Genomic DNA, 4,524 nt, shown 5'->3' on the forward strand with positions numbered 1-4,524 from the left:
GGGTGGACCCGATCACGACCGAGCGCCTGACCCTGCGCGACTTCCGCCCCGACGACGGTGCGGCGCTGCACGCGTACCTCGGCGACCCCGACGTCGTGCGGTTCGAGCCCTACGGCCCGCAGGACCGTGCGGTGTGACCGGCAGGCCGCCGAGCGGGCCGACGACCCGCGGTTCGTCGCGGTCTGCCACGGCGACGTCCTCGTGGGGCACCTGTACCTGGCGCCGGCCCCGCAGCCCCTCACGTGGGAGCTGGGGTTCGTGTTCCACCCCGCGCACGGCGGCCGCGGGTACGCGACCGAGGCGGCGCGCGCGCTCGTCGACCGGACGTTCGCCGCGGGCGCGCACCGGGTCGTCGCGGGCTGCGACCCTCGCAACGAGAGGTCGTGGCGGCTGCTGGAGCGCCTCGGCATGCGGCGCGAGGCGCACCTGATCGAGGTCGCGACGTTCCGCGCGGCGCCCGACGGCGCGCCCGTGTGGCACGACGCCTACCGGTACGCGGTGCTCGCGCGCGAGTGGCGCACGTCGCCCTGACGGTGGAGCGGCTCTCCCCGCCCAGTCCCCCCGACGGACAGCGGCAAGGCTCGACGGACACCGGCGTGCCACTGTCCGTCGTCCGCGCGGCTGTCCGTCGGCGGTGCGGGAGCGTGCGGGAACACGACGGCCCCGGGGCGTGGTTGCCCTCGGTATGCGTGCCATCACCTACGACCGCTTCGGCGGCTCCGACGTCCTGCAGCTCACCGACCTCCCGGAGCCGAAGGTCGGCCCCGACAGCGTGCTCGTGCGGGTGCGCGCCGCGTCCGTGAACCCCGTCGACTTCAAGGTCCGCCAGGGGTACCTCGACCCGATCATGGACTTCCAGTTCCCGGCCGTGCCGGGCTGGGACGTCGCGGGCGTCGTCGAGCGCGTCGGCCTCGACACCCCGGAGCTGTCCGTGGGTGACGAGGTCTACGGGTACGTGCGCCGCGACTGGCTGCACGGGGGCACGTTCGCCGAGTACGTCGCCGCGCCCGTGCGGACGCTCGCGCGCAAGCCCGCGTCGCTGAGCTTCGAGGAGGCGTCGGCCGTGCCGCTGGCCGGGCTCACGGCGTTCCAGACGATCGAGCGCGCGGGCGTCACCGCGGGGCAGACGGCGCTCGTGCACGCGGCGGCCGGCGGGGTCGGGCAGTTCGCGGTGCAGATCCTGCGCGCGCGGGGCGTGCGCGTCATCGGCACGGCGTCCGAGCGCAACCACGACCACCTGCGCGCGCTGGGCGCCGAGCCCGTGACGTACGGCGACGGCCTGGTCGACCGCGTGCGCGCGCTCGCGCCGCAGGGCGTCGACGTCGTGCTCGACTACGGCAGTGACGACCTCGTCGCCACCACGCGCGCGGTGCTGGCCGACGGCGGTACGGTCGCGTCGATCGTCTCGCCCGAGGCGCGCACCGAGCTCGGCGGCCACTACGTGTGGGTGCGCCCCAGCACCTCCGACCTCGACGCGCTCACGGCGCTGATCGAGGACGGCGCCGTCAAGGTCGACGTCGCGCAGGTCTTCGACCTCGCCGAGACCGCCGCGGCGCACGACCTCGTGGCGGGTGGGCACGTGCGCGGCAAGGTCGTCGTCCGGGTCTGAGCGGTGCCCGCCGGGGCGCGGCGCTCGACGTCGCTCGAGCGCCGCGCCACCGTGTCATGACAGGTCGACGGCCGTGGCCTGGTCGGTGAGCGTGACCCAGGGTGCCCCGATGCCACCGTCCTTCAGCACGAGCGAGCCCGCCGAGATCATCGCGACACGATCCTGCGTGACGGCCATGTCGGTGATCTGGCCGGTCGAGACCGTGACCCACTGCGCGTTGAGCGGTCCTTCCTTGACGAGGAGGGCCGAGGCCGTCCGCACCGCGACCCGGTCACCACCGAGCTCGACGTCGGCGGGTGCGCCGCTGAACACCGTGGTCCAGGCCGCGCCGAGCGGTCCCTCCTTGACGGAGACCGTCCCCCCGCTGCGGATCGCGATCCGGCCTCCGTCGAGCTCGAGCTCGTCCACCCCCGTGCTCACCGTCACCCAGGGCACGTCCCACGTGCCCTCCTTGACGATGGCGGCGCCCGCCACCACCGCGCCGATGCGGTCGCCCGCCAGCTCGACGTCGGTCGCGCCGCCGGAGGCGAGCGTCGCCCACGGCGCGCCCAGCCCGCCCTCCTTGAGCTGGACGGTTCCGTCGCGGAGCGCCACCACGACGCGTTCCGCCGTGAGGTCGAAGTCCGTCACCTCGCGCGCCGTCAGCGCCCACGGGGCGCCGATCGGTCCGTCCTTGACGTAGAGCTCACCTGTGGTCGTCAGCGCGCCGATGCGGGTGGGGGAGGTCACCGTCGTGGCAAGGTCCAACCCGTCGAGGACCTTGAGCCACGTCGCGCCGATCGGGCCCTCCTTCACGACCAGCTCGCCTGCGGGCGTGACGGCGCTGATCCGTGGGACCGCGATCGAGGCGGGGTCCTCCGGGTCCGTGTCCGGCATCGACTCCCCGCCGCTGCCCGGGAACTCCCAATGCCACGGTTCCGGGAGCGTGGCGCCCTGCCGAGCCCACGCCGGGGCCACCCACCCGTAGGTCGGCGCGTTGGCGAGCATCCAGTTGTACTGGTCGGTGCCGAAGTGCCGGATGTCGTCTCCGAGGTCGACCGCTCGCCCCCACCCGTGGTTCGAGCAACCGGGTGTGGCGGCTAGACGTCCCTTCTCTGCCTTCAGGGTGACCTGCCTGCTGTAGCTGCGGTAGGAGCCGCTGAGCTCGATGTTCTTCCCGAAACGCGCGCGGAACGCAGAGTTCAGCTGCTCGAACTTCGCGGCGCCCGGCGGGTAGAGCTGATGTGCCGGGGCCCATGACAGCGCGGTCATCGCGGACGAGGGGATGTAGCCGTTGCTGTGGGATCCCCAGCTCAGGGGCTGCGCGCAGGCGGCGGAGGCCGGCGCCGCACCCACCAGGCCGAAGGCGAGTGCGGCGGCGACGGTGACCGCGAGGGATCCTGCGCGAATGCGCAGCCGCCGCGACGATGCTGTTCTCAACATGCTCTCCTTTGAGTACGGACCGTGGCCCTGTGGGTGTCGAGAAACGTATCGCTGCGGCGTCTGAAGAACTGGCGGACGAATGAGGTGTTGCGCAGAGCGCGGTCGAGGCGAGATTATCTTCTCGGCTGTTGTCGCGGCAGCACGCAATCGACGTCTTTCCCCTGCGCGCAGCGGCCTGCGAGGAGCGGGCAGCAGCCGAGCGCGTACCGGTCGGAGCTCGCGCTCAGCGCGCGAACAGCACCGCGCCGTCGGCGTCCCGCACGGTCGCGTGCGGTGCGTCGGTGACGTCGAGCTCGACGTGCAGCCGGTGCGCGCCGTCGGTCGACGTGGCGGTGTACCGGTACCGCGTGTTCGACAGCTCGTCGGCGCTCGTCCGCGCGGTGTGCAGCCACGCGTGCCGGCGCCGTAGCGCGACGAGCTCGCGGTGGACCGCCAGCACGTCGTGGGCGTGCGCGTCGACGTCGGCGGGCGCGGAGGGCAGCGCGGGCCGGATCGCGTCGTCGCCGCCCTCGCGCTCCTCCTTCAGCCCGGTCCAGCCGAGCTCGTCGCCGTAGTACAGCGACGGCACGCCGCCCACGGTCATGAGCACGACGAGCGCGAGCACGGCCGCCTCGGGGCCCACCTGCGTCGCGATCCGCGTGACGTCGTGGTTGCCGATGAACGTCTGCGGCACGAACGCCTCGAGGAACTCCGCGTGCCGCCCGAGCGCGTGGTCGAGCTCCCAGAAGTTCCGGTCGAGCAGGCTGCTCCAGACCGCCTTCCACAGCTCGTACTGCGTCACGGAGTCCATGCCCGAGGCCGCCACGACCCCCGCGTAGTCGCCGTGGATGACCTCGCCGACCACCCACGCGTCGGGGTGCCGCTTGCGCACCGCCGACAGCACGCGGGCCCAGAACGCCGGCGGCACCGCGTACGCCGCGTCGAGGCGCCAGCCGTCGATGCCGCGGTCGAGCCAGTGCGTCATGACGTCGGTGACGTACGCGGCAACGGCCGGGTCGTCGTGGTTCAGCGCGACGAGCGTGCGGTGCCCCTCGAAGTCCGCCGTGCGCGGGCCCTCGGGGTGGTCCCAGTCGACGCGCACGAACCCCGCGCGCGGGCCGTTGCGGCCCTCGGCGAGGACCTGCGCGACGACCGGGTGCTCGGCGCCGACGTGGTTGAACACGCCGTCGAGCACGACGCGCAGCCCGCGCGCGTGGGCCTGCTCGACGAGCCGGTCGAGGTCCTCGTCGGTGCCCAGGCGCGGGTCGACGCGGTAGTGGTCCGTCGTGTCGTAGCCGTGCGTCGAGGACGCGAACACCGGGCCCAGCAGCAGGCCGTTCGTGCCGAGCTCGACCACGTGGTCGAGCCAGGGGAGCAGGCGGTCGAGGCGGTGCGGCTCGTGCGCGTCGTCGGGCTCGCGGACCGGAGCGCCCACCGCGCCGAGCGGGTACACGTGCCACCAGATCACGTGCTCGACCCAGCCCACGGCACCTCCCCGTCCGACGGCGCACCCG

At 73.6% G+C, this 4,524-nt stretch carries 4 protein-coding genes; 2 read left to right on the forward strand and 2 right to left on the reverse strand.

What is annotated here, in order from left to right; translation table 11 throughout:
* Window positions 1-126: 126 nt before the first annotated feature.
* Both ATM99_RS02120 and ATM99_RS02125 read left to right on the forward strand, forming a co-directional pair.
* A complete protein-coding gene (locus tag ATM99_RS02120; RefSeq protein WP_223304766.1) occupies window positions 127-531 on the forward strand; it encodes a GNAT family N-acetyltransferase in 405 nt (134 codons plus the stop codon).
* 154 nt (window positions 532-685) lie between these two features.
* Window positions 686-1,609 carry an NADP-dependent oxidoreductase gene (locus ATM99_RS02125; protein WP_062101305.1) on the forward strand — a complete coding sequence of 308 codons (924 nt, stop codon included), beginning with the start codon at window positions 686-688 and terminating at the stop codon, window positions 1,607-1,609.
* A gap of 54 nt (window positions 1,610-1,663) precedes the next feature.
* Here ATM99_RS02125 and ATM99_RS02130 read toward each other — a convergent pair whose 3' ends face one another.
* Entirely contained in the window at window positions 1,664-2,860 is a 1,197-nt protein-coding gene (locus ATM99_RS02130; RefSeq protein ID WP_190278748.1) for a M15 family metallopeptidase, read from the reverse strand.
* A gap of 394 nt (window positions 2,861-3,254) precedes the next feature.
* Window positions 3,255-4,496: an alpha-amylase family protein gene (locus tag ATM99_RS02135; protein ID WP_062101307.1), complete on the reverse strand. Its 1,242-nt coding sequence runs from the start codon at window positions 4,494-4,496 to the stop codon at window positions 3,255-3,257.
* Window positions 4,497-4,524: the final 28 nt, after the last annotated feature.

The sequence above is a fragment of the Cellulomonas sp. B6 genome (assembly GCF_001462455.1).
Classification (GTDB): Bacteria; Actinomycetota; Actinomycetes; order Actinomycetales; family Cellulomonadaceae; genus Cellulomonas.

Bases quoted from the DNA above. Each gene is read 5' to 3' on its own strand.
- ATM99_RS02125 (WP_062101305.1), top strand. From the start codon at position 686: ATGCGTGCCATCACCTACGACCGCTTCGGCGGCTCCGACGTCCTGCAG.
- ATM99_RS02130 (WP_190278748.1), bottom strand. From the start codon at position 2,860: ATGACCGCGCTGTCATGGGCCCCGGCACATCAGCTCTACCCGCCGGGC.